The organism is Massilia sp. CT11-108 (assembly GCF_047302915.1).
Lineage (GTDB): Bacteria > Pseudomonadota > Gammaproteobacteria > Burkholderiales > Burkholderiaceae_D > Telluria > Telluria orientalis.
Genome location: NZ_JBKYMO010000509.1, coordinates 1 through 3,813 on the forward strand (window position 1 = coordinate 1; position 3,813 = coordinate 3,813).

Sequence of the window (3,813 nt, forward strand, 5' to 3'; positions counted from 1 at the left end):
GCCTGAGATGGCGGCGGAGATGGCGGCGCCGACGGTGCCGAGCCGCTTTCCTGGAAGTCTTGCAACAATTGGGTCTTCATGGTGCGGTGCGCAATTCCGGATTCCCGGAGGAGCAGTGTACCGAATTCAACCCAAGCGCGGAGCGCGCCTGCGTTACAGTGTCACGACCACCTGCAACGCCTCGGTACGAACGGCCGGCAGCCTGACGTCGAGCACGCGCCGTTTCGCATCCCAGCGGTACGCGATCGCCTTGCCGCCGACCTGCACGGCCCGGGGTTTCGCCGCCACGTTGTGCACCTTCAGGTCGAACGTGCGCGCGGTCGGCGTCGCGGCGGCGCCGGGTTCCGGCGCGACCGTCAGGGCCAGGCGGCCGTCGGCGAAGGTGCTGGAGAACCGCACCAGCTCGTACTTGCCCGTTTCGAACGCGTGCGCGGTGTGGCCGTCGTCGTCGTACAGGTGGCCTTGCGCCTGCGTCACGCCGGCATCGTGCCAGTAATGCAGGTCGAGCTTCGCCGTCGAATAATCGCGCGTGCTCTGCACGGGTTGCGCGAGCGGGACGAACGCGCCGGCGCGGACATAAGTCGGGATGCGGTCCGGACGCGGCGTCACCGTCTCCAGGATGCCGCCGTGGTGCGGCTCGTCCGTGTAGAAGTCGAACCACACGCTGCCCTTGCGCGGGAAGAAGACTTCCTTGCGCGTGGCGCCCGGTTCCGTGACGGGGGCGACGAGGAAGTCCGGGCCCCACAGGTACGTGGACGAGATGCCCGTCGTCGACATGAATTCGTTGTCCGGATCCTCGAACAGCACGGGGCGCATCATGGGCATGCCGGTGCGGCTGTCGTCGAAGGCGGCCGTGTAGTTATACGGCAGCATCGCGTAACGAAGGCGAATGGCGTCGCGTGCGCGCGCCTTCACGGCCGGCGTGCGGAAAATCGCCTCGGCCGGCACTTCTTCCTGCGCATGCGGGCGGAAGATCGGCTGGAACACGCCGTACTGGAGCCAGCGCACGTACAGCTCGTCGTCCAGCACGGGCCCGGCAAAGCCGCCCAGGTCGGAGTGCATATAGGCCTGGCCCTGCATGCCCATCTGCAGCGCGATCTCCATCTGCGACTGCAGGCCGCCCCAGCCCCGCTGCACGTCGCCGGACCAGGGGATCATGCCGAAGCGCTGCGAACCCGAGTAGCCCGAGCGCATCAGGATGAACGGCCGCTCCTGCGGAAAGTCGCGCGCGTAGCCGTCGGCGATCAGCTTCGCCCATTCGTGGCCGTAGATGTTGTGGACCTGGTCCGCGGTGCCGGTGGCGTGGCGCGCGGCCGACGGATGCGTCTCGGGCTCGCCCAGATCGCCCCACCAGCCGGCGGCGCCGCCCGCCTTGAGGTCTTTATAAATGTTCCAGAACCAGTCGCGCGCCTGCGGCTTGAACACGTCGAGCAGGCCCGTGTTCCCGAAAAAGAAATCGAAGACGAACGGCTTGCCCTGCGCATCCGTCGCGAGGACGCCGTGCCGCGCGGCGTCCTGCCAGCGCTTCGACGTCGTCAGCACGAACGGCTCCGTGATGAGGACCGTCTTGACGCCCTTCCTGTTGAAGTCCGCCATCATCGCCTCGGCATGGGGGAAGCTGTCGCGGTCCCATGCAAGGTTGCCCATCGTGCCCTTGACCGTCTTGCCGAACCAGTACAGGTCGAACACGATGGCGTCCAGCGGGATGCCGTCCGCGATGAATCGATCGACGACGGCGCGCGCTTCGGCCTCGTTGTGGTACCCGAAGCGGCTCGCGAAATTGCCGAAGGCCCAGCGCGGGGGCAGCGGCTGGCGGCCGGTCAGGCGCGTCGTCACGTCCATCAGCTGCGCCCAGTCGTCGCCCGCGATCACCTGGTAGGTCTTGCGGCCGCCCATCACTTCGTAGCGCAGGGTGCCGTCCTTGCGGCTGTCGAAATCGAGCCAGCCGGCCTGCGGGTTGTCGAAGTGGATCGCGTACTTGTGCGACGACACGGCCATCGGAATGCCATAGCCCATCTGGTCGGCGCGGTTGCCGAAGCCGTACGACGCCCGGTTGTACAGGCGGAAGCGGTTGCCGCGCCGGTTCATGCCGACGGCGCGCGAGCCGGCGCCGTACAGCGCCTCGTCGCCCGCGAGCGCGAACTCGATGCTTTCCAGTTCTCCCGCGTGGCCATAGCCCCCCTTCTCGGCGACGAGCGGCTTTCCCTTGTACGCATAGCTGATGCGCAGCGGCGATTTTTCCACCGTGACCGTGATGCCGTCCGTGACGAGCTGGATGCGCCCGTCCGCCTCCCGGACCGTGGCCTGCGCCTGGCCGGGCTTCAGCACGACGGCGTGCGAGGCCGGGTCGAACGTCTCGCCGCGCGGCACGAAGCTCGTCTCGACGATGTTGGCGTCGTAGGGCCGGATCAGGTAGCGGCCGTCGCTGGTGGCGATGTCCAGCGTCCCGTTGTCGTTGCGGTAGCCGAGGAACGCGCGCTCCGTATTCTGTGCCTGGGACGGCAGGCTGGCGAGCAGGCAGAGGGCGAGAACGGCGTGGGGGATCGGCTTCATGGTCTCCGGGCGGTATCGTTGTTGGAATACGGGAGTTTAACCGCATTCCGTAGAAAAGCTACAGAGATAGGCAGAGGCCATAGAATTTCTGAAGATTTGCGCGTAGTTTGACTACTTCAGCGCGTCGTGCGGCGGTCGCGGCATTCTCGGGTCAAAATAGCGGCAACGACAACCCATGAGAGACCCCATGCGCATCGCCACCTTCAACGTCAACGGCATCAACAGCCGCCTCCCCGCCCTGCTCCAATGGCTCGAGGAGACGCAGCCCGACGTGGCCTGCCTGCAGGAGCTGAAGGCGCCGCAGGAAAAATTTCCCGAGATGGAGATCCGCGCGGCCGGCTATTGTCCGATCTGGCACGGCCAGAAAAGCTGGAACGGCGTCGCGATCCTCGCGCGCGGCACCGAGCCGCAGGAACTCCAGCGCGGCCTGCCGGGCGATCCCGACGACGAGCAGAGCCGCTACATCGAGGCGGCCGTGAACGGCATCCTCGTCGCCTGCCTGTACCTGCCGAACGGGAACCCGGCGCCGGGCCCGAAGTTCGAGTACAAGCTGCGCTGGTTCGAGCGCCTGCGGCTGCGCGCGCAGGAACTCATCGCCACGGGTGCGCCGGTCGTCATCGCGGGCGACTACAACGTGATGCCGACGGAACTGGACGTCTACAAGCCGGAACGCTGGCTCGACGATGCGCTGTTCCGCCCGGAGACGCGCGCGGCCTACCAGCGCCTGCTCGACCAGGGCTGGACGGATGCCCTTCGGGCGACGCACCCCGGCGAAGTCATCTACACGTTCTGGGATTATTTCCGTGACGCGTACGGCCGCAACGCGGGCCTGCGCATCGACCACCTGCTGCTGAGCCCCGCCCTCGCGCCGAAGCTGAAGGGGGCCGGCGTCGACCGCGACGTGCGCGGGCGCGAGAAGCCGAGCGACCATGCGCCGACGTGGGTTGAATTGGATTGGCCGAAGTTGGCGTAAGGCCTCACGTCGTTCCCGCGAAAGAGCCTGTCGCGAAAGCTGCCGACCGTTAAAATGTCGGCATGACACAGCCTGATCGCAAACGGAGCAGTACTTCATCGAAAATCAGCGCGCCAGATGAGCTGCAGTTGAATTTGTTCAGTGCCGCGCCAATGGGAAAAACATCGGTGACGAAGAGGGCCCCCCAGCCCGGCCGGCGGGTGATTTAGGGGGTTACCCGCCAGATCTTGATTTGGGCGGGTGGGGGCGAGGGATAACTAAAAAATGCGTAGCAAAATGCGCCGTTG

General features: G+C 66.3%; 2 protein-coding genes. One reads left to right on the plus strand and one right to left on the minus strand.

Annotation, left to right across the window (positions count from 1 at the left end):
* Positions 1 to 153: 153 nt before the first annotated feature.
* A complete protein-coding gene (locus ACEN88_RS26360; RefSeq protein ID WP_413344427.1) occupies positions 154 to 2,553 on the minus strand; it encodes a TIM-barrel domain-containing protein in 2,400 nt (799 codons plus the stop codon).
* A 187-nt stretch (positions 2,554 to 2,740) separates the two neighbouring features.
* Between ACEN88_RS26360 and xth the strand changes: the two genes are divergently transcribed.
* Positions 2,741 to 3,526: an exodeoxyribonuclease III gene (gene xth / locus ACEN88_RS26365; protein WP_413344429.1), complete on the plus strand. Its 786-nt coding sequence runs from the start codon at positions 2,741 to 2,743 to the stop codon at positions 3,524 to 3,526.
* Positions 3,527 to 3,813 lie beyond the last annotated feature (287 nt).